This window comes from Paenibacillus glycanilyticus, from assembly GCF_023715145.1.
In the GTDB taxonomy this organism is placed as follows: Bacteria; Bacillota; Bacilli; order Paenibacillales; family Paenibacillaceae; genus Pristimantibacillus; species Pristimantibacillus glycanilyticus_A.
Map to the genome: position 1 here is coordinate 1 of NZ_JAMBNP010000057.1, position 437 is coordinate 437.

Below are 437 nucleotides of genomic sequence, written 5' to 3' on the forward strand. Positions count from 1 at the left end.
CGTGCTGCTGCTGCTCGCCCACGACGACCCCGTGAGCCTGGCCAACGTGGTCGGCAAGGCGCTCGGCAACCCCGCCCTCACCGACGCCTTCGAGGTGTTGCTGGTGCAGGAAGGCCGCGCCTACCGCAACGCCGCCAACGAGGGTATCGAGCACTTCGGCTACGTCGACGGCCGCTCGCAGCCATTGCTGACCAAGGTCGACCTCGCCAACGAGGCCGGCAAAGGCGGCACCAGCGTTTACGACCCGCAAACGCCCATGAGCCAAGTCCTGTTCCAGGATCCCCTGGCCCCCGAGTCGGGACTGGGCAGCTACTTCGTGTTCCGCAAACTGGAGCAGGACGTGGCCGGCTTCAAGGAGGCCGAAGAAGGCGTGCAAGACAGCTTCAGCCCACCCGCCAGCAACGATGACCTGGGCGGCGCGATGATCGTCGGCCGCT

The 437-nt window shown here is 67.0% G+C and carries 1 protein-coding gene; it reads left to right on the forward strand.

Annotated features, from left to right (window positions below; translation table 11 throughout):
- The coding region (locus tag M3194_RS30940) for a hypothetical protein (protein WP_251657975.1) at positions 1–437 on the forward strand (437 nt) is incomplete at both ends.